The 24,992-nt window shown below is 67.3% G+C and carries 25 protein-coding genes; 13 read left to right on the top strand and 12 right to left on the bottom strand.

Translation table 11 applies throughout. The features are described from left to right. Positions 1-195: 195 nt before the first annotated feature. Both ACOHX0_RS12750 and ACOHX0_RS12745 read right to left on the bottom strand, forming a co-directional pair. Positions 196-846, bottom strand: coding sequence for a YggS family pyridoxal phosphate-dependent enzyme (locus ACOHX0_RS12750; protein WP_420677213.1), 651 nt, complete (start codon positions 844-846; stop codon positions 196-198). 107 nt (positions 847-953) lie between these two features. Further along, positions 954-1,985 carry a porin gene (locus tag ACOHX0_RS12745; RefSeq protein WP_420677211.1) on the bottom strand — a complete coding sequence of 344 codons (1,032 nt, stop codon included), beginning with the start codon at positions 1,983-1,985 and terminating at the stop codon, positions 954-956. A 320-nt stretch (positions 1,986-2,305) separates the two neighbouring features. On the opposite strand from ACOHX0_RS12745, the gene ACOHX0_RS12740 reads away from it, so the two are divergent. From ACOHX0_RS12740 to ACOHX0_RS12720, 5 genes are all read left to right on the top strand, one after another. Then, on the top strand, positions 2,306-2,806 hold the full coding sequence (locus ACOHX0_RS12740) for a DUF3576 domain-containing protein (protein ID WP_420677210.1): 501 nt from the start codon (positions 2,306-2,308) through the stop codon (positions 2,804-2,806). Between the two features lie 90 nt (positions 2,807-2,896). Further along, positions 2,897-5,461, top strand: coding sequence for a leucine--tRNA ligase (gene leuS, locus ACOHX0_RS12735; protein WP_420677209.1), 2,565 nt, complete (start codon positions 2,897-2,899; stop codon positions 5,459-5,461). Further along, complete coding sequence (locus tag ACOHX0_RS12730) at positions 5,448-5,978, top strand: LPS assembly lipoprotein LptE (protein WP_420677208.1); 531 nt, start codon at positions 5,448-5,450, stop codon at positions 5,976-5,978. The genes leuS and ACOHX0_RS12730 overlap by 14 nt, the downstream gene beginning before the upstream one ends. After that, positions 5,975-7,003, top strand: coding sequence for a DNA polymerase III subunit delta (gene holA, locus ACOHX0_RS12725; protein WP_420677207.1), 1,029 nt, complete (start codon positions 5,975-5,977; stop codon positions 7,001-7,003). The genes ACOHX0_RS12730 and holA overlap by 4 nt, the downstream gene beginning before the upstream one ends. Before the next feature lie 62 nt (positions 7,004-7,065). Continuing rightward, entirely contained in the window at positions 7,066-7,656 is a 591-nt protein-coding gene (locus ACOHX0_RS12720; protein ID WP_420677206.1) for a glutathione S-transferase family protein, read from the top strand. Here ACOHX0_RS12720 and ACOHX0_RS12715 read toward each other — a convergent pair. Then, positions 7,626-8,840 (bottom strand): TIGR03862 family flavoprotein, encoded by a 1,215-nt coding sequence (locus ACOHX0_RS12715; protein ID WP_420677205.1) that lies wholly within the window; start codon positions 8,838-8,840, stop codon positions 7,626-7,628. The two genes, ACOHX0_RS12720 and ACOHX0_RS12715, sit on opposite strands and share 31 nt — an antisense overlap. A gap of 68 nt (positions 8,841-8,908) precedes the next feature. Here ACOHX0_RS12715 and ACOHX0_RS12710 point away from each other — a divergent pair, with 68 nt between their 5' ends. Then, positions 8,909-9,220 carry an HNH endonuclease family protein gene (locus ACOHX0_RS12710; protein ID WP_420677204.1) on the top strand — a complete coding sequence of 104 codons (312 nt, stop codon included), beginning with the start codon at positions 8,909-8,911 and terminating at the stop codon, positions 9,218-9,220. A 102-nt stretch (positions 9,221-9,322) separates the two neighbouring features. Here the strand turns inward: ACOHX0_RS12710 and ACOHX0_RS12705 are convergent, their stop codons facing one another. Further along, positions 9,323-9,934 (bottom strand): enoyl-CoA hydratase/isomerase family protein, encoded by a 612-nt coding sequence (locus tag ACOHX0_RS12705; RefSeq protein WP_420677203.1) that lies wholly within the window; start codon positions 9,932-9,934, stop codon positions 9,323-9,325. After that, positions 9,931-10,680 carry an SDR family oxidoreductase gene (locus ACOHX0_RS12700; RefSeq protein ID WP_420677202.1) on the bottom strand — a complete coding sequence of 250 codons (750 nt, stop codon included), beginning with the start codon at positions 10,678-10,680 and terminating at the stop codon, positions 9,931-9,933. The genes ACOHX0_RS12705 and ACOHX0_RS12700 overlap by 4 nt, the downstream gene beginning before the upstream one ends. Before the next feature lie 133 nt (positions 10,681-10,813). Here ACOHX0_RS12700 and ACOHX0_RS12695 point away from each other — a divergent pair, with 133 nt between their 5' ends. Beyond that, positions 10,814-12,337, top strand: coding sequence for a DUF2125 domain-containing protein (locus ACOHX0_RS12695; protein ID WP_420677201.1), 1,524 nt, complete (start codon positions 10,814-10,816; stop codon positions 12,335-12,337). A gap of 68 nt (positions 12,338-12,405) precedes the next feature. Here ACOHX0_RS12695 and ACOHX0_RS12690 read toward each other — a convergent pair whose 3' ends face one another. Then, positions 12,406-12,657, bottom strand: a complete 252-nt coding sequence (locus ACOHX0_RS12690; RefSeq protein ID WP_420677200.1) for a hypothetical protein — start codon at positions 12,655-12,657, stop codon at positions 12,406-12,408. A gap of 111 nt (positions 12,658-12,768) precedes the next feature. Here ACOHX0_RS12690 and ACOHX0_RS12685 point away from each other — a divergent pair, with 111 nt between their 5' ends. The 4 genes from ACOHX0_RS12685 to lpxK all read left to right on the top strand — a co-directional run bounded on the left by ACOHX0_RS12685 (position 12,769) and on the right by lpxK (position 17,198). Next, entirely contained in the window at positions 12,769-14,115 is a 1,347-nt protein-coding gene (locus tag ACOHX0_RS12685) for a TldD/PmbA family protein (protein ID WP_420677199.1), read from the top strand. After that, positions 14,102-14,905 (top strand): inositol monophosphatase family protein, encoded by an 804-nt coding sequence (locus ACOHX0_RS12680; protein WP_420677198.1) that lies wholly within the window; start codon positions 14,102-14,104, stop codon positions 14,903-14,905. Before ACOHX0_RS12685 ends, ACOHX0_RS12680 begins: the two co-directional genes overlap by 14 nt. Positions 14,906-15,016: 111 nt before the next feature. Then, a complete protein-coding gene (locus ACOHX0_RS12675; protein ID WP_420677197.1) occupies positions 15,017-16,210 on the top strand; it encodes a 3-deoxy-D-manno-octulosonic acid transferase in 1,194 nt (397 codons plus the stop codon). Then, on the top strand, positions 16,197-17,198 hold the full coding sequence (lpxK, locus tag ACOHX0_RS12670; RefSeq protein ID WP_420677196.1) for a tetraacyldisaccharide 4'-kinase: 1,002 nt from the start codon (positions 16,197-16,199) through the stop codon (positions 17,196-17,198). Before ACOHX0_RS12675 ends, lpxK begins: the two co-directional genes overlap by 14 nt. A gap of 201 nt (positions 17,199-17,399) precedes the next feature. On the opposite strand, the gene ACOHX0_RS12665 is transcribed toward lpxK, so the two are convergent. Beyond that, positions 17,400-18,071 carry a DsbA family protein gene (locus tag ACOHX0_RS12665; protein WP_420677195.1) on the bottom strand — a complete coding sequence of 224 codons (672 nt, stop codon included), beginning with the start codon at positions 18,069-18,071 and terminating at the stop codon, positions 17,400-17,402. Then, positions 18,068-18,595: a DUF721 domain-containing protein gene (locus ACOHX0_RS12660; protein ID WP_420677194.1), complete on the bottom strand. Its 528-nt coding sequence runs from the start codon at positions 18,593-18,595 to the stop codon at positions 18,068-18,070. Before ACOHX0_RS12660 ends, ACOHX0_RS12665 begins: the two co-directional genes overlap by 4 nt. 85 nt (positions 18,596-18,680) lie before the next feature. On the opposite strand from ACOHX0_RS12660, the gene ACOHX0_RS12655 reads away from it, so the two are divergent. Together ACOHX0_RS12655 and ACOHX0_RS12650 are read left to right on the top strand one after the other, a co-directional pair. After that, the gene (locus ACOHX0_RS12655) at positions 18,681-19,745 is read left to right on the top strand and encodes an A/G-specific adenine glycosylase (protein ID WP_420677192.1); all 1,065 of its coding nucleotides are present in this window, start codon (positions 18,681-18,683) and stop codon (positions 19,743-19,745) included. 73 nt (positions 19,746-19,818) lie between these two features. Continuing rightward, positions 19,819-20,952: an alkane 1-monooxygenase gene (locus tag ACOHX0_RS12650; protein ID WP_420677190.1), complete on the top strand. Its 1,134-nt coding sequence runs from the start codon at positions 19,819-19,821 to the stop codon at positions 20,950-20,952. A gap of 11 nt (positions 20,953-20,963) precedes the next feature. Here the strand turns inward: ACOHX0_RS12650 and ACOHX0_RS12645 are convergent, their stop codons facing one another. From ACOHX0_RS12645 to ACOHX0_RS12630, 4 genes are all read right to left on the bottom strand, one after another. Continuing rightward, a complete protein-coding gene (locus ACOHX0_RS12645) occupies positions 20,964-22,349 on the bottom strand; it encodes an adenylate/guanylate cyclase domain-containing protein (protein ID WP_420677189.1) in 1,386 nt (461 codons plus the stop codon). A gap of 175 nt (positions 22,350-22,524) precedes the next feature. Next, positions 22,525-23,628: a site-specific DNA-methyltransferase gene (locus ACOHX0_RS12640; protein ID WP_420677187.1), complete on the bottom strand. Its 1,104-nt coding sequence runs from the start codon at positions 23,626-23,628 to the stop codon at positions 22,525-22,527. 108 nt (positions 23,629-23,736) lie between these two features. Continuing rightward, the gene (locus ACOHX0_RS12635; RefSeq protein ID WP_420677185.1) at positions 23,737-24,354 is read right to left on the bottom strand and encodes a ribonuclease HII; all 618 of its coding nucleotides are present in this window, start codon (positions 24,352-24,354) and stop codon (positions 23,737-23,739) included. A 97-nt stretch (positions 24,355-24,451) separates the two neighbouring features. Beyond that, complete coding sequence (locus ACOHX0_RS12630) at positions 24,452-24,943, bottom strand: hypothetical protein (protein WP_420677184.1); 492 nt, start codon at positions 24,941-24,943, stop codon at positions 24,452-24,454. Positions 24,944-24,992: the final 49 nt, after the last annotated feature.

Genomic DNA, 24,992 nt, shown 5'->3' with positions numbered 1-24,992 from the left:
CGTGGCTGGCAGTTTATCCCAGCCCAGTCCGTAGGCCCTTCCGAGGAACCGCCAAGCATAAGCCAAATCGCCGCCGCGTGGGCGCGCGCCGGCGATGCGCGGCGGCCTGCGGCCTTGTCCCGCGCGGGCCCAAACGGAACGGGTCAAGGCTTTTGCAAAAGCCTTGGCAAAAGTCTTTCCAAAGACTTTTGCGCCCTAGTATGCGCGTTCGCCGAATATCGCGGAGCCGACGCGGACGTGGGTAGCGCCGAGCGCGATGGCCTTCCCGAAATCGGCGCTCATCCCCATCGAGAGCCCGTCCAGCCCGTTGCGCGCGGCGATCTTGGCGAGGAGCGCAAAATGCAGGCTCGCCTCCTCTTCAACCGGGGGGATGCACATCAGGCCTTTGACCGGCAGGTCCAGCCCGCGGCATTCGGCGATGAAGGCATCTGCATCGGCTGGCAGGATGCCGGCCTTCTGCTCCTCCTCGCCGGTGTTCACCTGGATGAACAGATCCGGACAGCGGCCAAGCTCCTGCGCCAGCCGGGCCAGGGTCTGCGCCAGCTTGGGGCGGTCCAGCGAATGGATGCTGTCGCAAAGCTCCATCGCCTGGCGCGCCTTGTTGGTCTGCAAGGGGCCGATCAGGTGCAGGTCGATACCGTCGAAACGCTCGCGGAAGCCGGGCCATTTTCCGGCCGCCTCCTGCACCCGGTTTTCGCCGAAACAGCGGTGGCCCTGCTCCAGCACCGCCTCGACCCGCGCGTCGGGCTGCTTCTTGGAGACGGCAATCAGCGTCACGCTGCCCGGTGCGCGGCCTGCGGCGGCTTCAGCCTTGGCAATCTTCGATCTGATCTCTTCCAGCGGCATGGACCGGCCCCCCTACTGTTTGGCGGCAAGAAACACTGTTTGCAGACAAAAGAAAAGGGCGGGTCCCTAAGGAACCCGCCCCGGATCACGCTCAAGCGTGGATCAGCTTAGAAGCTGAACTGCACACCGAAGTCTGCTTTGTCCTGCTCGGTTTCAACGCCAGTGCCGCTGAACGAGGTGACTCGGCCGATGCCGCCGCGCAGGGAGACGCCGCCGCCCAGGTCGTGGATCGCGCCGATACCGACGCTCTCGCCGTCGCGGTCGCCGGAGCCGTCGCCGTAGGCGAAGTTGATCGAGGTTGCTGCGGACAGCTCGTAGGAAGCGGAGACACCGTAGAAGGTGTCGGAGCGTGCTGCGGAGTCTGCCGCGTTGGCGCCGGTCACGGATTCATCACCCACGAACAGGGTGGTGCTGAACGGGCCGAAGTCGCTCTGCAGCGTCAGCACGGTGATGTCGTCGTCGTTGGCGTTGTCGGTCTCACCGTAGCCCAAGGCCGCGGTCACGTTGCCGAAGCTGTAGGCAGCGTGGATGTCCCAACGGTCAGAGCCCGTGGTGATGGTGGTAACACCACCGACAGTGGTGGAGGTGTCGGGGCCTGCATCGTACGAAGCGGCAACAGCAAAGTCACCCACTGCGTAACGGGTGTAGACGCCGTTGTGGGTGCCGCTGGTCGCGCCGTCATCACCTGCACCATCGCTGCCGTAGGCGACGAAACCGTAGTCGACACCGGAGTACTGGCCAATGAAGTTCTCCAGGCCCGGCTCGAAGCCATAGTAGCCCGGCAGGTTGTCGATGGCGCCGGCAACGTTGCCAACTTCAACGCGCAGGCCGCCGAATGCAACGTGGAAGCGCGGTGCGTTCAGACCGCCGCCGTTGCCTTCGCCGTTGGCGGCTTCGTCAGCCTGCAGACGGATGCGGGCACCGAACTGGACGCCGCCGTCGGTTTCGGTTTCTGCATCGATGTTGATGCGCAGACGGCTGACGATGATGGTTTCATCGGCGTTCGGGGTACCGGTGACGGTGCGGTCTTCTGCGTAGCCCAGACCAAACCGGCCATAGCCGTTGAATTCAACGCCTTGTGCGGCCGCAGCACCGGCGGCGGCGATCAGGGCAGTCGAAGCGAAGAGAATCTTTTTCATTGTTTTCCCTCGGGTTCCAGTTTTTCTGATCTCAAACCGCGCTCTGCGGCACCAGTCTGAGTACGCACCCCGTGTCGCTCTTTTTGGGCCGTTTGGGCAAGCACGGCGGACAGCAAGTGTTTCGATCACGTTAAAGCTGGTGCAACGATGCCACAGTGGCGCGCGGCTCCGGCAGCGGGTGCAGTTTAGGCATCCGCACAGGGAAAGCGGCACGCACGGGCCCGCGCGCAAGGTGGGCCGCGGAAGAAGGGGCTTGTTGCCGGCCATTGCCTTGTCTAGGACTGTTGCGCAGCAATCTAGGGGAAGGGGCGGCGCCGCACATGCTTGGGTTTAAGACGTTTGGAACGATGGCTTTGCTGCTGGCGGCCGCTGGCTGTGCCACCACCGGCGGCGGCGAGGACGGCAGCACCGAAGGCACCGGTCCGCGCGGCTACAACGAGAAGGTGATCGGCGGCAATCCCAGAGACCCGGCGAACCAGACCGGCACCAGCATCTGGGACGCGTTCGGCGCCAAACCCGACCAGAACCTGCAGGTGAACCGCTACCTCTGGACCGCGAGCCTGGATGTGCTGAGCTTCCTGCCGGTGCAATCGGTCGATCCTTTCACCGGCGTCATCATCACCGGCTACGGCACCCCGCCCGGCGGCGGCCGCGCCTATCGCGCCACGGTCCACATCAAGGACCCGGCGCTGGATGCCCGCGCGCTGAACCTGTCGCTGCAAACCCAAAGCGGCCCGGCCAGCGCCGCCACCACCCGCGCGGTGGAAGACGCGATTCTGTCGCGCGCCCGGCAGCTTCGGATTGCCGACAAGAAACTCTGACCTGCCCTGCGCTCTGGAATCACCTGCCAAACCCCATTATCAGAAGCGCCGGGCCCCTCGCCCGGCGTTTTTATGCAAAGGACCGCTCTGATGCCGCGTTACATAGCTCCTGAAATCGAAGCACGATGGCAGAAGGCCTGGGATGAGGCCGGAATCTTTCAGGCCAAGCGCACACCCGGCAAGCCGAAATATTACGTGCTGGAGATGTTCCCTTACCCGTCGGGCAAGCTGCACATGGGGCATGTGCGCAACTACACGATGGGCGACGTGATTGCGCGCTACAAGCTGTCAACCGGGCATAACGTGCTGCATCCCATGGGGTTTGACGCTTTCGGCATGCCGGCCGAGAACGCGGCGATGGCGAGCGGCGGGCATCCGAAGGAGTGGACCTATTCCAACATCGACACGATGGTGGAGCAGATGAAGCCCCTGGGCCTGTCGCTGGACTGGAGCCGGATGTTTGCCACCTGCGATCCGGAATACTACGGCCAGCAGCAGTCGCTGTTCCTCGACTTCCTGGAGAAGGGCCTGGTCTACCGCAAGAACGCGGTGGTGAACTGGGACCCGATCGACATGACCGTGCTCGCCAACGAGCAGGTCGAAAACGGCCGCGGCTGGCGCTCGGGCGCGCTGGTGGAGCGGCGCGAGCTGACGCAGTGGTTCTTCAAGATCTCCGATTACTCCGAGGAACTGCTGGACGCGCTGGACGGCCTGGAGAACTGGCCCGCCAAGGTGCGCCTGATGCAGGAGAACTGGATCGGCAAGTCGCGCGGCCTGCAGTTCGCCTTCGAGCGCGCGGACGGCGGCGACGCCATCGAAGTCTACACCACCCGCCCCGATACGCTGATGGGGGCGTCCTTCGTCGGCATCTCACCCGACCACCCGATTGCCAGAGCGCTGGAGGCAGAGAGTGCCGAAGTTGCTGATTTTGTAGCGGAATGCCGCAAGGGCGGCACCACCGAAGAAGCCATCGAGACGGCCGAGAAGCTGGGCTTTGACACCGGAATCCGCGTGAAGCACCCGCTGAACCCGCAGTGGGAGCTGCCGGTCTGGATCGCCAACTTCATCCTGATGGACTACGGCACCGGCGCCATCTTCGGCTGCCCGGCGCATGACCAGCGCGACCTCGACTTCTGCAACAAGTACGGCCTGCCTGTGGTGTCGACCTACGTGCCGGCCGCAGGCGAAGAGAGCCACACGCGGCCCGAAAACGGCGGCGAGGCCTATGTGCCGCCGAAGAGCGAAAAGGTGTGTTACGTCAAGCTGTTCGCCGGGGACGAACTGCAAACCGGCGAGGAAGGCGTGAACGCCGCCGTCGATTATGCCGAGGCGCAGGGCTGGGGCCAGGGCGTCACCAAGTATCGCCTGCGCGACTGGGGCCTCAGCCGGCAGCGCTACTGGGGCTGCCCGATTCCGGTGGTGCATTGCGAGACCTGCGGCGTGGTGCCGGAGAAGAAGGAAAACCTGCCCGTCCGCCTGCCCGATGACGTGAGCTTCGACAAGCCGGGCAACCCGCTCGACCGCCACCCGGACTGGCGCGACTGCGAATGCCCCGCCTGCGGCGCACCGGCCAAGCGCGAAACCGACACGATGGACACCTTCGTCGATTCGAGCTGGTACTTCGCCCGCTTCACCGCGCCGCGCGCGGAGACGCCCACCGACATGGCCGAGGCCGAATACTGGATGAACGTCGACCAGTACATCGGCGGCATCGAGCACGCGATCCTGCACCTCCTCTACTCGCGCTTCTTTGCCCGCGCGATGCACATCTGCGGCCACCTGCCGGAGAAATCCATCGAGCCGTTTGATGCGCTCTTCACCCAGGGCATGGTGACCCACGCGATCTACAAGACCACCGGCGAGAACCACCGCCCCGTCTATCACTACCCGGAGGAAGTGGAGCTGAAGGACGGCATGGGCTTCCTCAAGGACGGCCGCGAGGTTGAGATCATTCCCTCGGCCAAGATGTCGAAGTCGAAGAACAACGTGGTCGATCCGCTGCACATCATCACCTCCTTCGGGGCGGATACCGCGCGCTGGTTCGTGCTCTCGGATTCGCCGCCAGAGCGGGACGTGGAATGGACGGCCTCGGGCGCCGAAGCCGCGCACAAGCACCTGAACCGGGTCTGGAACCTTTGCGACCGGATCGGGGAGATGGACCGGGAGGCGCCCGGCGAAGGTGACGAGGAACTGCTGCGTGAATTGCACAAGTGCATCCGCGACGTGACGCTGGGCGTCGATTCCTTCGGCTTCAACGCGGCGATTGCCAAGCTCTATGCCTTCACCAGCACGCTCGCCAAATCCAAGGCCAGCTACAAGGCGCAGCGCGAGGCGGTGATGACGCTTGCCCAGCTGATGGCGCCGATGACCCCGCACCTGGCCGAGGACATCTGGCACCACCAGGGCGGCGAGGGGCTTTGCGCGACGGCCCCCTGGCCGGCCGCGGACGAGGCCTATCTGGTCGAGGACACGGTGACCCTGCCGGTGCAGATCAACGGCAAGCGCCGCGGCGAAATCCAGGTGGCCAAGGATCTGGCAAAGAACGAGATCGAGAAGATCGCGCTCGCCCACGAGGCGGTGCAGAAGGCGCTGGATGGCGGCGCGCCCAAGAAGATCATTGTGGTCCCGGGGCGGATCGTGAATGTCGTTGCTTGACCGCAGAACCCTGCTGCTGGCGCTGCCGCTGCTGGCAGCCGCCTGCGGCTTCACCCCGGTGCTCGCCCCCGGCGGCAGCGGTGCTGCGCTTTACGGCCAGGTCGAGATCCAGTCGCCGCAGGAGATCGCCGGTGCCAGCGAAAGCGACGCCTACTTCCTGGTCCGCAGCCTGGAGGACAGGCTCGGCCGCGGCGGCGGCGCCTACCGGCTGAACCTCACGCTCTCCACCCGCGACGAGGGCCAGGCGATCACCGCCGATTCGGAGATCACCCGCTACTCGATCATTGGCACCGCCGGCTATGCGCTGATGCGCCGGTCCGACGGCGTGGTGGTGGCCAGCGGCAAGGCCGAGAACTTCACCGGCTATTCCGCCACCGGCTCCACGGTCGAAACGCTCGCAGGCGAACGCGATGCGCACGAGCGGCTGATGGTGATCCTGGCCGAGCAGATCGCCGCCCGGCTGCTCGCCACCGGCCTGGACAGCGCGCCTGAAACCGAAACTGCCACCGCCGGATGAAACTCTCGCCCCGCGACGCCGAGGGCTACTTCGCCCGCCCCGATCCCGGCAAAATCGGGGTGCTGATCTATGGCGCCGATGCGATGCGGGTGGCGCTCAAGCGGCAGCAGCTCCTGGCCAAGCTGCTGGGCCCCGCCGCCGAGGAGGAGATGCGCCTCACTCGGCTGCCCGGCGCCGATCTGCGCAAGGATCCTGCCCAGCTTCTGGACGCGGTGAAGGCGGTGGGCTTCTTCCCCGGCCAGCGCGCGGTCTTTGTCGAGGGCGCGAATGATACGGCGACGCCCGCGATCCTCTCCACCCTGCAGGACTGGCAGCCGGGCGACGCGCAGATCGTGGTGACCGCGGGCCAGCTCAAGGCAACGTCCAAGCTGCGCAAGGCCTTCGAGGGACATTCCAACGCCTACGCAGCGGGCATCTACGACGACCCGCCGTCCCGCGCCGAGATCGAGCGCATCCTGGGCGAGGCGCAGATTCGCGACGTGCCGGGGGACAGCATGTCGGCGCTCAGCGATATTGCCAATGACATCGGTCCGGGCGATTTTTCCCGCATGGTGGAAAAGCTGGCGCTTTATAAGTACGGCGACGACACCCCGCTGACGCTCGACGATATCGCCGCCGTCGCGCCGCAATCGACCGAAGCGGCGCTTGACGACGTTCTGAACGCCGCCGCCGACGGCCGCAGCGCCGAGATCGGCCCGCTGATCGCGCGGCTTGAGGCGCAGGGCACCAATGCGGTAACGCTCTGCATCGGCGCCACAAGACATTTCCGCACGCTTTACACCGTGGCCGCCGATCCGGGCGGCCCGGCCCAGGGCATCGGCCGCCTGCGCCCGCCGCTTTACGGCAAGCGGCGCGACCGGGTGCTGCGCCAGGCCCAGAACTGGGGCGCTGCGCGGCTGGAAACCGCGCTGACCTTGATCACCGATACCGACTTGCTGCTGCGTTCGGCCGGGCAGACCGCGCCGGCGATGGCCCTGATGGAGCGCGCGCTGATCCGGCTTGCCATGCTGGGCCGCGCCCGCTGAGACTGCGCTGAAACGCCTGCGACACGTGATGCAGGCGCATGAAAACAGGGGAGAACCACCGCATGTATACTGTCATCGGAACACCGCGGACCCGCGCTTTCCGGGTGCTCTGGGCGCTGGAGGAGATCGGCGCGCCTTACGAGCTGAAGCTGCACGGGCCCCAAAGCCCCGAGGTGCGCGCGCTGAACACCTCCGGCAAGGTGCCGGTCCTTGTGGAGGGCGAGGAGGCGATCTCCGATTCCACCGCGATTGTTACCTATCTCGCCGACAAGCACGGCCAGCTCACAGCCTCTGCCGGCACCCTGGCCCGCGCCCGTCAGGATGCGCTCACCCATCTGGTGCTGGACGAGCTGGACGCGGTGCTCTGGACCGCCGCGCGGCACAGCTTCATCCTGCCGGAAGAACATCGCGTCTCGGCAGTGAAGGAGAGCCTCAAGTGGGAGTTCGCCCGCAACCTCGCGCGGCTGGAGGCGCGGCTCGGCGGCCACTTCCTGATGGGCGATGAGTTCACCATCGCCGACATCATTTGCGGACATTGCCTGAACTGGGCCTATGCCGCCAAGTTCCCGGTCGAAAGCGAGGGGATGCTGGCCTATGGCAAGCGGCTGCGCGCGCGGGACGCCTACCGCCGGGTGGCGGATCTGGCCAAGTAATCTGCCGCCGCCCGCCCGGCCCAGCGCCCTGTGGCGAGGCAGCCGGTCAACAGGTAGCCCCCGGTGGGCGCCTCCCAATCCAGCATCTCCCCGGCGCAGAAGGTGCCGGGGAGCGCCTTCAGCATCAGCCCTGCGTCCAGTGCTTCGCGGGCGACGCCGCCCGCAGCGGAAATCGCCTCGTCCAGCGGCCTGAGCCCCTGGTGGCGCACCGGCAGCGACTTGATGAGCAGGGCAAGTGCGTCCGGTTCCTGAGGCATGGGGCGCGCGAATTCCTGCAGCAGCGCGGTGCGGGCCGGGCCGAGCTTCAGCGTCTTCCGCAGGTGGTTGGAGAAACTGGCCTTGCCGCGCGGCCGGGACAGGCGGCGGGCCACTTCGGCCTGTGTCAGGTCCGGCAGCAGGTCCAGTGTCAGCGCCTGCCCCTCCCGCACCGCGGCGGAGACCGCGTAGATGCCGCCGCCCTCCAGCCCGCGTTCGGAAATCACCGCCTCGCCGCGCGACGACAGCGGACCCGCGCTCAGCGCGATGCCCTTCAGCGGCTGGCCGAAAAGCGGGCCCATGTGCGGCGTCCACTCCACCAGGAGCCCGGCGTTGGCCGGCTGGAAAGGCGCGATCTCCACGCCCCTGTCCGCCAGCCGCGGCGCCCAGGCCCCGTCCGAGCCCAGCCGCGCCCAGCTCGCCCCGCCCAGCGCCAGCACGGTGGCGCGCGCCGCGACCCGGCGCGGCCCCTCCGGGGTCTCAAAGGCGAAAGCGCCGTCCTGCCAGCCGCACCAGCGCCAGCGCGTGCGCCGCTCCACCCCAAGGCCGTCGAGTTGCGCCAGCCAGGCGCGCAGCAGCGGAGAGGCCTTCATCACGGTGGGAAAGACACGTCCGGTGGAGCCGGTGAACAGCTCCGCCCCCAGCCCGCGCGCCCAGTCCTGCACCGCCGCGGCGTCAAAGGCTTCGACCATCGGGGCGAGCCAGCCGGAAGCAGTGCCGTATTGTGGGAGCAGCTTTGCAAGGGGCTCGTCCTTGGTGAGGTTCAGCCCGGACTTGCCCGCCATGAGGAACTTGCGCGCAACCGAGGGCTTCGCCTCTGCCACCAGCACGCGGTGGCCTGCGCGCGCCAGCTCGCCCGCCGCCATCAGCCCGGCCGGCCCGGCGCCGATCACCAGCGCCTCCACTTGCAGATCCTGTGCTTGTGTCATGCCGTCCTCTTGCCAGCCGGTTGCTCGCGCGTTTCTATCCGGGCCACCCCAGCGCGAAAGGGATGCAGATGTCCGAACCGCCTCAGCCGGATCCGCTTTGCCCGCTCTGCGGCCGGCCCATTCCCGCAGGTGTGCCGCAAAGCCAGCACCATCTGATCCCAAAACTGAAGGGAGGCAAGGGCGGCCCGGTGGTTCTCATGCACGACATCTGCCACCGCGAGATCCACGCGGCGTTAAGCGAGGCGGAGTTGGCGCGCCACTACAACACTCCGCAAGCGCTGCAAAGCCACCCGCGGCTCGCGAAGTTCATCGCTTGGGTGCAGAAGCGCCCGCCGGAGTTCCGCTCCCGCGTGCCCGGCAAGCGCCGCGCCCGCAAGTGAGCGGTGGCATTCGTGAGCCCGCGCCGCGCGCACGCGCGGCGCCCGGCCCAACGGGCCGGGGGGCATGCCCATGCACTCCGGGCGGGCGGGAGCCTCCCCCTCTTAGCTGCAAGCCTTGAGGATGGCGCGGGCGACGTCCCGGTCGGCGGCCAGGGAATCGGCCAAGAGCGCCTCTGCGGTCTCCATCAGCGCGTCAGGCTCCACGATACGGTCGACCAGCCCGTAATCGCAGGCTTCCTCAGCGGTGATCTTCTGCCCCGCCGCCAGGATCAGCTTGGTGCGCGCAGGCCCGATCAGCGCCGCCATGCGGCCCGCGTCCGAGGGCTGCGGCAGATAGCCGAGCTTCATCACCGGGTAGAAAACCTTGGCCGAGGGCACCGCAATGCGCAGATCGCAGGCCAGCGCCATGCCGTTGGCGCCGCCCGCCAGCGTACCGTTCAGCGCCGCCACCGTCAGACAGGGCAGCGCCGCCACCGCGCCCGAGAGCCGTTCCCACAGGGGTGACGTGGCAAGCCCGGCCCGCGCTTCCTCCAGATCGGCGCCGGCGCTGAACACGGAGCCTGCCCCGGTCACGATCAGCCCGCGGGCCTCCTGCGCGCGCTCCGCGATTTCCGCCAGTTCCTCCAGCATCGCCGCGGTCAGCGAGTTGGCCTTCTGCGGACGGTCGATGGTGACCGTCCACAGCCCATTCTCCGCCGTTTCGAGCCGGATCAAATCAGCCCCGCCCGCTTGCGGATGCGCTCCTCGCGCAGGGAGATCTCCTCGCCGATGAACTCATCCGCGTCCGGCGTGCACATCCACAGGAGCGTGCGGGCGGGCCATTCGGCGGGGACATGGACTTCCCAGTCCAGCTCGCTCACCGGGTTGATGCCGCTCGCCTTTATGTCGCGCTGCATCTGGGTCGCCACGGTGCCCGGCGACAGGCCCAGCGCGCGGATGCCGTTGCCGCGCTCTTCCAGGTCCAGCGCCCGGGTCAGCATCGCCGCGCCCGCCTTGGAAGTGCAATAGGCGCTCCAGCCTTCCAGCGGGTTGTGGGCCGCGCCCGAGCTCACGGTGATGATGGTGCCGCCGCCGGCGGGTTTCATCAGCGGCAGCGCGGCGCGGATGCCGTTGAAGACGCCGGTCACGTTGATATCGATCAGCTTGGCCCAGGCTTCCGGGCTGGCGTCCTCCAGCCGCGCGATCGGCTCGATCACGCCCGCGTTGTTGATCAGCACATCAAGGCTGCCGAATTCCTTTCGCGCCGCATTTAGCGCCGCCTCCACCGCCGCGTGATCCGATACGTCGCAGGCAAAGCAACGCACGTTGCCGCCGATCTCCGCCGCCAGCGCATCAAGCTTGCCGCCGCTGCGGGCGAGCAGCGCCAGGTTGGCGCCCGCCTGCGAAAATACCCGTGCCGCCTCGGCGCCGATGCCGCCGCTGGCGCCGGTGATAGCCACTGTCTTGCCACTGAAATCCATGTCTCACCCTTTCGGTTTGGCCTTTGCCCCCGTGGTACGGCGGAAACGGGGAACGGTCCAGCCCGCGGCCCCTTGACGGCCCGGCGCCCGGGGCCGACGATGCGGCGCAAAGCTTACCGGGAAAGGTCCCCTCATGTCCGCAATTCTTGCACGCAGCGGTACCGCTGCGGCATTGGTTTTCTTCTCTGCCCAGGGCGCGCTTGCCGATCTCACTGCGCAGGAGGTCTGGGACGACTGGAAGTCCTATCTGAACACCACCGGCTATGCCGTCGAGGCCACCGAGACGCTGTCTGGCAGCACGCTCACGGTTTCCGGCCTGACCATGACCGCAGGCGAAGCTGCGGAGGAGAGCAGCGCCCGCATCTCGCTGCCGCAGATCCGCTTTGAGGAAAACGGCGACGGCAGCGTCAGCGTGCTGCTGCCTGCCGGGATGCCGGTTGCCTTCGCCTTCACCGGCCCGGAGGACGACGTCTCCGGCACGCTGATCTATGGGCATGACGGCAGCCCCGTCACCGTGACCGGCGATGCGTCGGAGATGACCTATGCTTATGCCGCGCCAGAGCTCACGCTCGACCTGAAGGATCTGCAGGCCGATGGCGAGGTGATTCCGCCGGAGGCCGCGCAGTTCAGCATGGCGCTGCAGGAGGTGACGGCCGAGACCACGATGAAGGCGGACGGCACCCGCAGCTATGGCCAGCAGCTGAGTGCGGCGGCGCTGACCTACCACTTGGCCTTCGTCGATGCGGAAAACGACGCCAAGGGCTCCTTCAAGGGCGCGCTGGAGGGGCTGGCCTTCACCGGCAGCAGCAGCATCCCCGAGGGGCTGGAGACTGCCGACATGGCCGCCCTGCTCGACGCCGGAGCCGGCTTTGACGGCCGCTTCACCTTTACCGGCGGCAACGGCGCCATCGCGGGCACCGGCGAGGGCGAGAGTTTCGCGATGGAGACCCGCTCGGGCGGCGGCGCGGTCGATGTGGCGCTGAATGCCGAACAGCTGACCTACGGGCTCAGCCAGCAGGACGCCGAGCTGAACATCAGCGGCACCGAAATGCCCTTCCCGCTGTCCCTGCGCATGGCCGAAGCCGGGCTGCGCTTGATGATGCCGGTTTCGGGAACCGGCGAGGAGCAGGATTTCGCGCTCGGCGTCACCCTGCGCGACTTCGCGCTGCCGGAAATGTTCTGGGGCATGATCGACCCCACCGGTGTGCTGCCGCATGACCCGGCCACGCTGGTGCTCGACCTGGCCGGAAAGGTCACGCTGCTGTTCGACATCTTCGACCCCGAGTCGATCGCGCCGGTGGAAAGCGGCAGCCAGCCCCCGGGCGAGCTGAACGCGCTGACGGTGAAGGAGCTGCGGCTCTCCGCCGCCGGGGCCGAGCTGACCGGCACCGGCGACTTCACCTTCGACAACGAGGATCTGGAGAGCTTCGATGGCATGCCTGCGCCTTCGGGCGAGGCCAACCTGATGCTGACCGGCGCCAACGCGCTGCTCGACAAGCTGATCCAGCTCGGCGTGATGTCCGACAGCGACGCGATGGGCGCGCGGATGATGATAGGCATGCTGGCGGTCCCGGGCGAGGCCGAGGACAGCCTGACATCGCGGATCGAGATCACCGAAGACGGCAAGATCCTGGCCAATGGCCAGCGCCTGAAATAAGCGGGCCGGCCAGAGACGTCCCGCCCCGCCTCTGACTGCGATGCCCGCTTTGCCAGCAAGACGGGCATTCAGGCAAAAGAGAAAAACCGCGCATCGTCGGCGCGCCCGGCGGCGATCCGAAGCGGTGCGGCTGGCAGTTTATCCCGGCCAATCCCGTGAACCTTTTCAATCCAGCGCCAGGCTCCAGCCAAATCGCGGCCGCGGGGGGGGGAGCCGACGAAGCGCGGCGGCCTGGCGGGCTTGTCCCGCGCCGATGAAAAAAGAAAACACGGCTCCAGGCGGTCATTGCCATTCTGCGCGTGCCGGTCATCCGGCTGCATCAAAAAACTGCGGAGGGCCGGCTCTGCGCGGCCCCATTTTATCGTTCCCGCCCTTGCGGCAGGCGGCGGCTCTGGCTAGCTCTTAGGGGACCCCGGAAACCGTAGGTGCCCATGACACAGTCCCCCGAAGCGCTCTGCCACGCCCTGATCGATGCCGCCCGCAAGGCCGGCGCGGATGCCGCCGATGCCATGGCGGCGGAGGGCAGCTCCCTCAGCATCGAAGTGCGCGAGGGCAAGCTGGAGCACGCCGAGCGCTCGGACGGCACGGATGTCGGGCTGCGGGTCTTCGTCGGCAAGCAGCAGGCGCTGGTCTCCTCCTCCGACACGCGGGGAGAGACGCTGGCGGCAATGGCCGAACGCGCGGTCGCGATGGCGCGGGAAGCGCCCGAGGACCCCTATGCCGGGCTTGCGGACCCGTCGCAGCTCGCGCAGGCCTGGGACCTGGCCGCGCTGGAGCTCACTGACCCCGCGGGCGAGCCCGCCCCTGCCGCCTTGCAGGAAGATGCGCTGGCGGCCGAAGCCGCCTGCCAGGCGGTCGAGGGCATCACCCAGGTGCAATCCGCCGGCGCGGGGTATGGACGCCATCACGTGCATCTGGCGGCGACGAATGGCTTTTCCGGCGGCTACCAGCGCACCGGGCGGTCGCTCTCCTGCACCGGCATCGCGGGCAGCGGCACCGGGATGGAGCGCGACTACGATGGCGATTCGCGCACCTTCCAGTCCGACCTGCGCAGCGCCGAAGAGATCGGCCGCACCGCAGGCGAACGCGCGGTGGCGCGGCTTGGCGCGCGGAAACCCAAGACCGGCAGCTTCCCGGTGCTGTTCGACGAGCGCATTTCCTCGTCGCTGATCGGCCACCTGCTGTCAGCGGTGAACGGCGCCGCGGTAGCACGCGGCTCCTCCTGGCTGAAGGACTCGCAAGGGCAGCAGGTCCTGCCCGCGGCGCTCTCCGTCATCGAAGATCCGCACCGCCCGCGCATCGCAGGCTCCCGCCCCTTCGACGGCGAGGGTCTCGCCACCCGCCGCCGGGCCATTGTCGCGGACGGCATCCTGGAAGGCTGGGTGCTGGACCTCGCCTCCGCCCGCAAGCTGGGGCTGGAGAGCACCGCCAACGCCGCCCGCGGTATCGGCGGGGTGCCCTCCCCCTCGACCTGGAACATCGCACTGACGCAAGGCGCGGCCAGCCGCGCGGACCTGGTCGCTCAGATGGGCACCGGGCTGCTGGTGACCTCGATGATCGGCTCCACCATCAACCCGAACACCGGCGACTACTCCCGGGGCGCCTCGGGCTTCTGGGTGGAGAATGGCGAGATCGCCTATCCGGTCAACGAATGCACCATCGCGGGCAACCTGCGCGGCATGCTGCGCCGGATCGTGCCCGCCAATGACGCCCGCACCCATCTGTCCACCGTGGTGCCATCGCTGTTGATCGAAGGGATGACGCTTGCTGGAAACTGACCTGTCCCTGCTTGTGAAAGCGGCGGAACGGGCCGGAGACATCGCCAGCCGCTTCACCGGATCCACGGCCCGGCGCTGGGACAAGCCCGAAGGCGCGGGGCCGGTGACGGAGGCGGATCTGGAAGTGAACGCGATGCTGGAGGACATGCTGCCCAAGGCACGCCCCGGCTATGGCTGGCTGTCGGAGGAAAGCGAGGACAGCGGCGACCGGCTCAACCGCCGCCTTGTCTTCATCATCGACCCGATCGACGGCACCCGCAGCTTTGCCGAGGGCTCGCGCACCTGGGCGCATTCGCTGGCGGTGGCCGAAGACGGAGAGGTGACCGCGGCGGTGATCTATCTGCCTCTGCGCGGGCTGATGTATACCGCCGCCCGCGGCGAAGGCGCCGCCTGCAACGGCGTGCCGGTCTCGGTTGCGCCGGAGATGGACCTGGCCCGCGCCGAAGTTCTGGCCGCCAAGCCCAACCTGGATGCGCGGCATTGGCTGGGCGCCGCGGCGCCCGCCTTCACGCGCAGCTACCGCCCGTCGCTTGCCTACCGTCTGGCGAAGGTGGCCGATGGCCGTTTTGGCGCGATGCTGACGCTGAGGCGCAGCTGGGAATGGGACATTGCCGCGGGCGATCTGCTGCTGCGCGAGGCCGGCGGTGCCAGCTCGGACCGATTCGGCGCGCCCTTGCGGTTCAACAACCCGCATCCGCAGCTCGATGGCGTGGTGGCAGGCAACCCGGCGCTGCACCGCGCGCTTCTGGACGCGCTGGACCCGGCCAGCCCCGGCATCTCGGCCCGCTGAGCGCCGCGCGGCGCAACCGGGACGCAGCGGGGGGCTGGAAATCTGCAAGTTTTTCACAGACAAAGCCGCATGTTGGAGATAGTTTGGCGCAAACCATCAAGAACGGACCCGATGCAGCAGACCACGACCGCCCCCAGCCGGCCCCTTGCCCTGCAGCCCCGCCCCGCGGGTGAGCTTCTGTGGGTGCATGCGACCACGCCGGAGCGGTACCATGCGCTGTGCGACATCGGGCGGCGGTTGCAGAACCTGCGCCCCGACCTCACCATCCTGGCAAGCTGGGAACCCGGAATGCGGCTGGACCCGGCCGAGGGCTGCGATATCGCGGCCGGCCCCTTGGGCGAGGACAGTACGGGTGCGGCGCGGGCCTTTCTGGCCCATTGGCAGCCCAACGCCTGCCTCTGGACCGGCGGCCCGCAGCGCCGGGTGCTGCTGCGGCAGATGCGCGACCGCAGGCTGCGGCTGGTGCTGGCCGATCTGCTGGAGGAGGAGCTCCCTGCCCGCGCCAGCCGTTGGCTGCCGGATCAGCGGCGGCGGCTCTTGGAGGCGGCGGAATGCATCCTCACCCCCTCGGACACGCTGCGCGCGCAGCTGATGAAGGCCGGCATCGCGGCGCAGAAGGTGGAGCGGGCGGCCAAGCTGCGTGTCTCGGCCACCCCGCCCGGCTGCAGCATGGACGATCTGGCCGCGATGCAGCAGACCCTTGGCAGCCGCCCGGTCTGGCTTGCCGCACATGTGCCCCCGGCCGAGCTGCGCGAGATCCTGGAGGCGCACCGCGGCGCGCTCAGGCTGTTGCACCGGCTGCTGCTGGTGATCTCGCTGGAGGATTACGGCGACCTGCCCGCAGCGCGCGACGTGCTGCGCTCGAGCGGCCTGCAATGGGCCGATTGGGAGACCGGGGGCGAGCCGGATGAATTCACCCAGGTGCTTCTGACCGGCGGCGAGGATCTGGGGCTGTGGTACCGGCTGGCGCCGGTGGCGCTGGTGGCGGGCAGCCTGCGCCCGGGAGCCGCCGGACTGGCGCCGCTGGATGCGGCCTCCTTGGGCTCGGCGCTGCTGCATGGCCCCGGGGTGTCTGCCCACAAGGAAATATACGCCCGCCTGGGCGAGGCCGGGGCTGCGCAAATGGTGCGCGGCGCGGCCGCCCTTGGAGAGGCCGTGGTGCAGCTCTCGGCACCGGACAAGGCAGCGGAGATGGCGCTGGCGGGCTGGCAGGCGGTGACCGAAAGCGCCGCCACCACCGACTTGCTGCTCGACAAGGTGCAAAACCTCCTCGACGCGGAAGAGGACAGCTATGCGGGCGCCTGACTTCTGGCACATGCCGCCCGGCGCTTTCAATCTGCGCGCAAGCCTGCTGGCGCCGCTGGGCTGGGGCTACGGCCGCGCCACCGCCGCGCGCCTGGCCCGCGGCACGCCGTACCGCGCCGCGGTGCCGGTGATCTGCGCGGGCAACCTGAACGCGGGCGGCACCGGCAAGACGCCGACGGTGATCTGGCTGCTGGAGGCGCTGCGCCGCATGGGCCACGATCCGCATGTGGTGAGCCGCGGCTATGGCGGCTCATTGGAGGGACCGGTGCAGGTGATGCCGGGCCGCCACACCGCCGCAGAGACTGGCGACGAGCCGCTGCTGCTGGCGGCTTTCGGCGAGGTCTGGGTGGCGCGCGACCGCGCCGCCGGGGTGCAGGCAGCGGAGCAGGCGGGCGCCACGGCGGTGGTGCTGGACGACGGCTTCCAGAATCCTGCGGTGGCCAAGGACCTGTCGCTGGTGGTGGCAGATGCGCAGATGGGCTTCGGCAACGGCCGCTGCCTGCCCGCAGGCCCCCTGCGCGAGCCGGTTGCAGCCGGACTGAAACGCGCAAGCGCAGTGCTGACGCTGGGGCCGGAACCGGCGCAGGAGAGCTTTGCCGCCGCCTGGGGCAGCGCGCTGGCCGGGCTGCCGCATTTCCGGGGCCACCTGGAACCCTTGCAGACCGGCATGCCCTGGCAGGGCACACGGGTGCTGGCCTTTGCAGGCATCGGCCATCCCGAGAAGTTCTTTGCCACCCTGCGCGGCCTTGGCGCCGAAATCGCCCGCGGCGAGGCGCTGGACGACCATCAGCCGCTGAGCCCGCAGCTCCTAAACCGGCTGGAGGCGGAGGCCAAGACGCTGAACGCGCAGCTGGTCACCACTGAGAAAGACGCGGTGCGGCTGCCGGACAGTTTCCGCCCCAAGGTGATCACCCTTCCGGTCAGGCTGCAAATTGCGGGCGAAGACCGGCTGAAGGAACTGCTGCAACGGGCCGCACCCGCGCCTTGACGGCTTCCCCGCATGGGATGTTGCTGTGCATGGAACAGGACCGCAGGCCGCCGCGCATCTTCGGCGCGCCATCGACGCTCTGCTGGTGGCATAGGGGTACGGCAGTTTTCCTTTTGGAGGCTCGGAACTGCAGGCGGATTTCTCAACTGAAAAGGCCCGGGCGATGCACCCGGGCCTTCCGTTCTGTCAGCTCCGCGCCGCTCAGCTTTCCAGTTCGGCGTCGATCAACGCCTTCATGTCCTCGTAGGGCTGGTTCGACACCTTCTCGCCGTTGATGATGAAGGTCGGGGTCGATTCGATACCGTGCTCGGTGGCGTTTTCCTGGTACCAGGTCACCAGCGTCTGGGCCTTTTCCGCATCTTGCAGGCAGGCTTCCAGCTCGTCGCTCTCCAGCCCCGCCAGGCGGCCGATCTTGCGCAGTTCCTCGACGATCTCGGTGGCGCCGCCGGCGCGGGCCCAGTCGGACTGGCCCTTGTAGATCAGGTCGGAGATGCCAAAGAACTTCTCCGGCCCGCTGCAACGCGCGATCATCGACGCCCACAACCCGTAGCGGTCGAAATAGACCTCGCGGTAGATGAACTTCACCTTGCCGGTATCGATATAGTCGGCCTTCAGCTTCTTGAAGGTGTTGTTGTGGAAGTTGGCGCAATGCGGGCAGGTGTAGGAGGCGTATTCGATCATCGTGACCGGCGCGTCCTCCTCTCCCATGACCATCTCGGTGATGGTGGAGGTATCGACTTCGGCCTCCTGCGCGTGGGCGGCGCCGACCAGAGGGTTGTGCGGCAGGCTGCCCTGGCCGTTGAATCCCGAGATGGCATAGCCGCCGGCCGCGAGGGCAACCGCGGCAAAGACGCCGGACATGAGACGGGTCATTTGAACCCCTTTCGTTGAGTTTTTTGTTTTGTCAGCACATTGCGCCCCAGCCGCTCCAGGGCGGCGCGCAAGTCATCGTTTTCCACCCCGGCAGCGGCCTGGCTGGCCTCGGCCGCGTCCTGCGGATCCGGCTGCAGCGGCGCTTGGGCCTTGGGGGCGTATTGGAATTCCACGCGGCCCTCGGCGAATCCGGTCGGCGCGGTCTGGGTGATCATCACCTTGGAGATCGCGTTGAAGCCGTAAACCGCGTTCACCCGCTCGCGCAGGCGTTCCTTCTGCATCTCCAGCATCGGGGCATTGGCGCCGGTGGTGAGCACGGTGAGCGTCGCGCCCAGCGTGTTGCGCCCGTAACCGACCTTGACCGGCCGCGCCATTGCGGCGATGTCGGCGCCGACGATCTCTTCCCAGTGGGTGAGCAGGCGGGAGACCGCAAAACCCCGGCTTTCGCCCGCCTTGCGGATCTGCTCGTTGAGGAGCTGGGCGGTCCGTGCGAACCCGCGTGTTGTGCTGCGCCTGAATGCCATGAACCTGGTTTTGCTAGAGTGGCGTACCTATTGTAAAGAGCCTCTATGCAGCTGCCAGCCAAACCGCCGGCCCGGGGGATAAAGAATGCGTGACCTGAACGACGACCAGACCGGGCTGAGCGGAGACTTGCTGGCCTGGTACGACAACCATGCCCGCGAGATGCCCTGGCGGGTGGGGCCAGCGGCACGCGCGGCGGGTATCCGCCCTGATCCCTACCGGATCTGGCTGAGCGAGGTGATGCTGCAGCAGACCACGGTTGCGGCGGTGCGGGAGTATTTCCAGCGCTTCACCGCGCGCTGGCCCGCTGTGGCCGATCTCGCCGCGGCCGAAGATGCCGAGGTGATGGGCGAATGGGCGGGACTTGGCTATTACGCCCGCGCCCGCAATCTCTTGAAATGCGCGCGGGTGGTGGCGGCAGACCTGGGCGGCGTCTTCCCTGACACTTACGAAGGCCTGCTGGAGCTGCCCGGCATCGGGCCTTATACCGCCGCCGCCATCGCCTCGATCGCCTTTGACCGGCCGGAATGCGTGCTCGACGGCAATGTCGAACGGGTGATGGCGCGGCTCTACGACATCCACGCGCCGCTGCCCGGGGTGAAGCCCGAGCTGAAGGCGCGCGCCGCGGCGCTCACACCCTTGCAGCGGCCCGGCGACTATGCCCAGGCGGTGATGGATCTGGGCGCCACCATCTGCACGCCCCGGAACCCGGCCTGCGGCATCTGCCCCTGGCGCGGCCCTTGCGCGGCGCACGCGGCGGGCACCGCGCCCGAGCTGCCGAAGAAGACCCCGAAGAAGCCCAAGCCCACAAGGACCGGCATCATCTACCTCGCCCGCTCCACTGACGGTGCCTGGCTGATGGAGCGGCGGCCCGATAAGGGGCTGCTCGGCGGCATGCTGGGCTGGCCCGGCTCGGACTGGAGCGAGGCCCCGGCGCCGAAGCCGCCGTTTGCCGCCGACTGGCAGGATCTGGGCGGCGAGGTGCGCCATACCTTCACCCATTTCCACCTGATCCTGCAGGTGATGACCGCCGAGCTGCCCGCGGATTTCACCCCCGCCGAAGGGCAGGAGCTGATCGCCCGCCATGCCTTCAAACCCTCTGACCTGCCCACGGTAATGCGCAAGGGCTTCGATCTGTGGCAGGGGCGCTGAAGCCTCTTGGGTTTTGCCCGGCCCTTGCCTAGGCTCAGCCCGAACGCGCGCAGACGAATTCGGAGATATTGGCATGGCTGCCTCCAAACCCCTGGCCCGCTGGAACAGCGTGCTGCCGTTCTGGCTGTCCTTCCTGCTGCCGCCCCTGGTCTGGTTTGCCGCCGCGCAAGGCGGCTGGGCCTTGCTGCTGCCGCCGCTGTTCACATGGCAACTGTTTGCAATGCTCGACAAGGTGCTCGGGCTGAACCTCGACAACGCCGACCCGGAGACGCCCGAGCGCGATCTCAAGTGGTACAAGCTGCTGACCGCCGCCTGGGTGCCGCTGCAAATCGTGACGCTCTTTGCGCTGATCTGGTACGTGAGCGGTGCCGCGCACCTCGCCGGATGGGAAAAGGCCGCGGTCTTTCTTGGCGTGGGCGTGGTGACCGGCACCATCGGCATCAACTACAGCCACGAGCTGATGCACCAGTCGAGCCGGGTCGAGCGCTGGCTCGCCGATATCCTGCTTGCCATGGTGCTCTACTCGCACTTCCGCTCCGAGCACCTCTTGGTGCATCACCGCTATGTCGGCACCCCGCGCGATCCGGTGACGGCGCGCTACAACGAGGGCTTCCACCGCTTCTACCCGCGGGTGCTGCGGCAGTGCTGGCTCTCCGCCTTCCGGGCCGAGGCCGATAAGCTGGCAAAGAAGAACCGCCCCTGGACCGACCGCTCCAACCCGTTCTTCCGCTACTGGGCCTTGCAGGGCGCTATGCTGCTCCTCGCCTTGGCCCTCGGAGGGCTGACCGGCGTGCTGCTGTTCCTTCTGCAAGCGGGCATCGCGATCTGGCAGCTGGAGCTGGTGAACTACGTTGAACACTACGGCCTGACCCGCAAGCACTTGGGCGAGGGCCGGTATGAACCGGTGAAGCCGCGCCATTCCTGGAACGCGGCGCATAAGGCGTCGAACTGGCTGCTGATCAATCTCCAGCGCCACTCCGACCATCACTACAAGCCCAGCCGCCGCTTCCCGCTCTTGCAGAACCACACCGAGACGGAGGCGCCGCAGCTGCCCTATGGCTATCCGGTGATGACGGTGGCGGCGCTGATCCCGCCCTTGTGGCGGCGGGTTATGAACCCGCGGGTGCGGCGCTGGCGGCAGCAGTACTACCCGGAAATCACCGACTGGCACCCCTACAACAAAGCGCAGAACCCGGCGCCGCGGTAACGCGCCACCGTTCAGCCGAGCGCTAGCACCGTCACCGGCCGGTCCAGCCCGCGCACGGTCTGGTCCGGATGTTCGCTGAACCTGTCAAGCAGCGCGGCCCCATCCGGATCCTGCCGCACGGCATCGGCCAGCGGCTGGCTGATGACGATACGCACCCCCAGAGGGCGGGTCATCTTCTCCAGCCGCGCGGCGATGTTCACCGGCATGCCCAGCACCGCGTATTCCAGCCGGTTGGCGCCGATGTCGCCCAGCAGGGTCTCGCCATAGTCGATACCGATGCCTGCGCGCACGGCCTCCTCGCCGCAGCGGGTGCGGTCCCGGTTCCAGGCATCGAGCGCCGCCTGCATCGCCCGCGCGCAAGCCAGCGCATCCGCGGCATCGCGCTCCCCTGCCAGTGGCGTCCCAAAGGTGGCCATCAGCCCGTCGCCGAGGTATTTGTCCAGCGTGCCGCCATGGCGGAAGACCTCTGCCTCCATCAGCGCGTGAAACTCGCGCAGCAGCGCGATCACTTCCCGCGGCGGGCGCTCGGCGGTCATCCGGGTGAAGCCGATGATGTCGATGAACAGCACCGCCACCTGCTGGCTGCGCACCTGCTTCAGCGGCTCGTCGTTCTGCGACAGCTGCTCCACCACGTTGGGCGAAAAATAGCGCGAAAGGTTCGCACGCTCCCGGGTGAGGCGTGCGTTGTTCATCAGCAGCCGGTCGAAGCGGCGCACGGACAAGCCCAGCGTCACCGCCACCAGCACAAAAACCACCGCCTCCTGGATCCGCAGCTCCACCACCAGATTGTAGGGATCAAGGAACTTCGCCAGCTCCGGACCAAGGCCGCTGACGGCAGCTTCGGCGTGTGACAGCCCCGGACCCGGACCCACGATCCGCCACACAAGCGCCAGCGCGCCGAGCCACATCACTGCGGTCCAGGTGCCGATCGCGATCACAGTGCGCCACGAAAACGCCATGGTGCCGGCCGCGAGAATGACGAAGAAATACTGGAAATTGTCGAACCGGTAATACATGGCCACCGGGATATCCCGGCTGTCGAAGGGATTGGGCACGACCAGGGCGAAGGTCATGATGAGAAGGTCCAGGAAGATCAGGAACAGCTCCGCCCGCGACCTGCCGACCGTGCCGACCCGGCTGATGAACCAGCCGTTCAACGCCAGGAGCGCAAGGAACCCGTGGTAGTACATCAGGCTCCAGACGGGGTTCAGAAAGACGATGAAGACCGCAATGATCGGCAGCGCGATCCAGCGGGCGCGCAAGGCAAGCTGAAGCCCGCGCCGCTTGTGCGCTTCCAGCAGCGCGGCGGCATATTGCGAATCGATCGCGTCCGCGGGCCTGGCGTCCGACCCTTTTGCGGCTGCGGCTTGCGGCGGGGAGAGGGCAATGTCGGCCATCGGCGCATCCTTTCACTTGCGGGACGGACCATAAGACCGCCGCGGCCGGAATACAGGGGTTCAATTGTGACTGAGACAAAAAACCCCGCCTGCAAAGGCGGGGCAAGGTGAGGCGCCCCGGCTCTCGCCTCGGGCGCCCATTGCAGGTTGGTGCAACCGGATGTGTGTAGGGGGCTCAGGCCTGCATTTCGGCCCGGATCTGCTGGCGCAGCACGTCGATCGGCACGGTCTTGCCGTCGCGTTTGAAGCACCAGTAAGTCCAGCCGTTGCAGGAGGGCGCGTTTTCCAGATGCGCGCCGACCTGGTGGATCGAGCCCTTGATGTTGGCGCCGATCAGGGTGCCGTCGGCGCGCACCTTGGCCTTGTGGCGCCGGTTCATCGAATAAAGCTCCTCGCCCGGGCGCAGCATGCCGCGCTCGACCAGCTGGCCGAAGGGCACCCGCGGTGCGGCGCGCTTGCTGGCGGACACCTCCAGCGCCTCGCGGTCGTATTTGCGCACCGCCTTGATGCGTTTTTCGGCCACTTCGCGGTAGGCGACCTCGCGTTCGATGCCGATGAACTCGCGGCCCAGCATCTTGGCCACAGCACCGGTGGTGCCGGTGCCGAAGAACGGGTCCAGCACCACGTCACCGGGATTGGTGGAGCCGACGAGGATACGGTGCAAGAGCGATTCCGGCTTTTGCGTCGGATGCGCCTTGTCGCCGTTTTCGTCCTTCAGCCGCTCGTGGCCGGTGCAGATCGGCAGCACCCAGTCGCTGCGCATCTGAATGCCTTCGTTCAGCGCCTTCAGCGCCTCGTAGTTGAAGGTGTACTTGGCGCCCTCGGCCTTGGAGGCCCAGATCATCGTCTCATGCGCGTTGGTGAAGCGCTTGCCGCGGAAGTTCGGCATCGGGTTCGACTTGCGCCAGATGACGTCGTTCAGGACCCAGTAGCCCTCGTCCTGCATCGCCGAGCCGACCCGGAAGATGTTGTGGTAGGAGCCGATCACCCAGATCGAGCCGTTCGGCTTCAAGAGGCGGCGCGCCGCCTTCAGCCAGGCCTTGGTGAACTGGTCATAGACCGAAAAGCTGGAAAACTGGTCCCAGTGGTCGTCCACCGCGTCGACTTTTGAGTTGTCGGGGCGGTGCAGCTGGCCTTTCAGCTGGAGGTTGTACGGTGGATCCGCAAAGATCAGATCCACCGAATTGGCCGGCAGACTGTTCATCACCTCGATACAGTCGCCACCAAGAATCACGTTTAAAGGGAGCGCTGCCGCGCCCTTTGTCATGGTTGTATTCATTTGCTCTGCCTCATAACCGCGGCGCATTTTTGCGCTCATTTGGTTGTCCACAGGATCGGCCATAGCGGAATCGAGGTCAATTTGTTTTTTGGGACAACACCCTGCGCTTCAGTCTTGATACAAGATGTTGTGTACCGGTTTGAAGGAGCACCGATGATGTGGCGTCACTCCAAGTTCAGTTAGCGCCCCCTTGTGCTGTTTCGAGGGGTAGCCCGCGTTTTTCTCCCAGCCGTAGCCCGGGTACTGTTGCGCCAAATCCACCATCACCCGGTCACGGGCCAGCTTCGCCATCACCGAAGCAGCCGCGATGGAAAGCGAGCGGGCATCGCCCTTGACCACAGCTTCGGAGGGCAGCGTGAGGCCGCGCGGAATCAAATTTCCGTCGATCAGCAGGTAATCCGGCTGCGGATCGAGCGCCGCCACCGCGCGCTCCATCGCCAGATGAGAGGCGCGCAGGATGTTGAGCCTGTCGATCTCCTCCACACTGGCATGGGCCACGGCAAAGACGGCGCTGGCGGAAATTTCCTGCTCCAGCGCCTCGCGCCGTTTCAGGCTCAGTTTCTTGGAATCGTTGAGCCCTTCGGGAATGGCGGCGGGGTCCAGAATGACCGCGGCGGCAGTGACCGGCCCGGCCAGCGGGCCGCGGCCCACCTCGTCCACCCCCGCGATGCACGAACAGCCGCGCTGCTGCGCGGCCTGCTCGAACGTGAAATCCGGTGTGCTCATCTGTGCTCCTGCTTGCTAGCGCCTGGCGGAGCGGTTCTGTCACGCGCAGCGCGCCCCGGCAACAGGCCGGCAGGGCCTGCTGCGGGAGCGCGCAAGCTCAGCGCTGCACCAGCCGGTAGCCGCGGCCGCGCAGGCACTGCGGCTTGTAGCCCGACTTGTGCCGCTTGCCGTTCCAGAAAGTCACCCGGCAGGATTGCGGCAGAGACTTGGCCTTGTAGCCATAGTGCCGGTCCAGGCAGGCTTGGCCCACCAGCGCGTGCCTGCTGCTGTAGGCTGGGAAATGCCGCAGGCAGCGGGCCGGCAGATCGTATTTACGGAAGTGATCCGGCAGCGGCTTGGGCCGGTAGCCATGGCCGCCGTGCGGGTGCTGCGGCGGGGCGGCATAGGCGCGGGAGACGCCGTGGTTGTCGTCCTTGCGGTCATTGATGACAGCGCCGATGATGCCGAGCAGCGCGAGCCCCGCCAGCACCTTGGCGACATCCTCATCGGCGCGGGCGGGCGCCGATGAAAACCCGGTGATGGCAATCGAGGCAGCAAGGATCAGGGCAATGAATTTGCGGTGCGGTTTGGGGCGATGTGTCTGGGCCATGTCAAAGACCTTTCCGAAAATACACTTGGACGCATCAGAGCGCCGGATG

Source organism: Cribrihabitans pelagius, from assembly GCF_048820915.1.
Lineage (GTDB): Bacteria > Pseudomonadota > Alphaproteobacteria > Rhodobacterales > Rhodobacteraceae > Cribrihabitans_A > Cribrihabitans_A pelagius.
Note: the sequence above shows the minus strand (reverse complement) of the source record. Positions and strands in the feature narration are given on the sequence as shown.

What these genes read in the sequence shown, in the direction of transcription:
- ACOHX0_RS12655 (WP_420677192.1), top strand. Translation starts at nt 18,681, where the DNA reads ATGCGTGACCTGAACGACGACCAGACCGGGCTGAGCGGAGACTTGCTG.
- ACOHX0_RS12710 (WP_420677204.1), top strand. Translation starts at nt 8,909, where the DNA reads ATGTCCGAACCGCCTCAGCCGGATCCGCTTTGCCCGCTCTGCGGCCGG.
- ACOHX0_RS12700 (WP_420677202.1), bottom strand. Translation starts at nt 10,680, where the DNA reads ATGGATTTCAGTGGCAAGACAGTGGCTATCACCGGCGCCAGCGGCGGC.
- ACOHX0_RS12650 (WP_420677190.1), top strand. Translation starts at nt 19,819, where the DNA reads ATGGCTGCCTCCAAACCCCTGGCCCGCTGGAACAGCGTGCTGCCGTTC.
- ACOHX0_RS12720 (WP_420677206.1), top strand. Translation starts at nt 7,066, where the DNA reads ATGTATACTGTCATCGGAACACCGCGGACCCGCGCTTTCCGGGTGCTC.
- ACOHX0_RS12730 (WP_420677208.1), top strand. Translation starts at nt 5,448, where the DNA reads ATGTCGTTGCTTGACCGCAGAACCCTGCTGCTGGCGCTGCCGCTGCTG.
- ACOHX0_RS12635 (WP_420677185.1), bottom strand. Translation starts at nt 24,354, where the DNA reads ATGAGCACACCGGATTTCACGTTCGAGCAGGCCGCGCAGCAGCGCGGC.
- leuS (WP_420677209.1), top strand. Translation starts at nt 2,897, where the DNA reads ATGCCGCGTTACATAGCTCCTGAAATCGAAGCACGATGGCAGAAGGCC.
- ACOHX0_RS12745 (WP_420677211.1), bottom strand. Translation starts at nt 1,985, where the DNA reads ATGAAAAAGATTCTCTTCGCTTCGACTGCCCTGATCGCCGCCGCCGGT.
- ACOHX0_RS12715 (WP_420677205.1), bottom strand. Translation starts at nt 8,840, where the DNA reads ATGACACAAGCACAGGATCTGCAAGTGGAGGCGCTGGTGATCGGCGCC.
- ACOHX0_RS12630 (WP_420677184.1), bottom strand. Translation starts at nt 24,943, where the DNA reads ATGGCCCAGACACATCGCCCCAAACCGCACCGCAAATTCATTGCCCTG.
- ACOHX0_RS12685 (WP_420677199.1), top strand. Translation starts at nt 12,769, where the DNA reads ATGACACAGTCCCCCGAAGCGCTCTGCCACGCCCTGATCGATGCCGCC.
- ACOHX0_RS12665 (WP_420677195.1), bottom strand. Translation starts at nt 18,071, where the DNA reads ATGACCCGTCTCATGTCCGGCGTCTTTGCCGCGGTTGCCCTCGCGGCC.
- ACOHX0_RS12640 (WP_420677187.1), bottom strand. Translation starts at nt 23,628, where the DNA reads ATGAATACAACCATGACAAAGGGCGCGGCAGCGCTCCCTTTAAACGTG.
- ACOHX0_RS12690 (WP_420677200.1), bottom strand. Translation starts at nt 12,657, where the DNA reads ATGCAGCCGGATGACCGGCACGCGCAGAATGGCAATGACCGCCTGGAG.
- ACOHX0_RS12695 (WP_420677201.1), top strand. Translation starts at nt 10,814, where the DNA reads ATGTCCGCAATTCTTGCACGCAGCGGTACCGCTGCGGCATTGGTTTTC.
- ACOHX0_RS12660 (WP_420677194.1), bottom strand. Translation starts at nt 18,595, where the DNA reads ATGGCATTCAGGCGCAGCACAACACGCGGGTTCGCACGGACCGCCCAG.
- lpxK (WP_420677196.1), top strand. Translation starts at nt 16,197, where the DNA reads ATGCGGGCGCCTGACTTCTGGCACATGCCGCCCGGCGCTTTCAATCTG.
- ACOHX0_RS12750 (WP_420677213.1), bottom strand. Translation starts at nt 846, where the DNA reads ATGCCGCTGGAAGAGATCAGATCGAAGATTGCCAAGGCTGAAGCCGCC.
- ACOHX0_RS12645 (WP_420677189.1), bottom strand. Translation starts at nt 22,349, where the DNA reads ATGGCCGACATTGCCCTCTCCCCGCCGCAAGCCGCAGCCGCAAAAGGG.
- holA (WP_420677207.1), top strand. Translation starts at nt 5,975, where the DNA reads ATGAAACTCTCGCCCCGCGACGCCGAGGGCTACTTCGCCCGCCCCGAT.
- ACOHX0_RS12675 (WP_420677197.1), top strand. Translation starts at nt 15,017, where the DNA reads ATGCAGCAGACCACGACCGCCCCCAGCCGGCCCCTTGCCCTGCAGCCC.
- ACOHX0_RS12740 (WP_420677210.1), top strand. Translation starts at nt 2,306, where the DNA reads ATGCTTGGGTTTAAGACGTTTGGAACGATGGCTTTGCTGCTGGCGGCC.